The organism is Flavobacterium sp. UMI-01, from assembly GCF_019656315.1.
Taxonomy (GTDB): domain Bacteria; phylum Bacteroidota; class Bacteroidia; order Flavobacteriales; family Flavobacteriaceae; genus Flavobacterium.
Genome location: NZ_BPLU01000068.1, coordinates 1 through 326, shown reverse-complemented (window position 1 = coordinate 326; position 326 = coordinate 1). Strand labels below are relative to the sequence as shown.

Sequence of the window (326 nt, the reverse complement as noted above, 5' to 3'; positions counted from 1 at the left end):
GTAACATTACCCGTATTGGTTACTGTAAAGGTATAAGTGATTTTATCTCCTACTTTTGCCTTCGTTGGGTCGCCATTGTAAACAGCTGTTTTAACAAAAGCTAACTTCTCTTGTGTCGGTAAAGTAGTAACCGTACTATCATCATTGTCAACTGCCGTACCTGAGGTATCTTCTATATCATTACCACTTGGGTCTTTACCTTTGGCAATAGCCGTATTGGTAACCATTTTAGCATCAATATCGGCTTGTGTAATGGTATAATCTTGTGTAGCAACACCAACGCCATTTGGTAATAAAGTACTTGGGGTTAAAGCCAAATTAGTAAG

1 protein-coding gene is annotated in these 326 nt (G+C 38.3%); it reads right to left on the bottom strand.

Annotated elements, in window-relative coordinates; genetic code table 11:
- The coding region (locus K5R64_RS15765; RefSeq protein WP_220764819.1) for a hypothetical protein at positions 1-326 on the bottom strand (326 nt) is incomplete at both ends.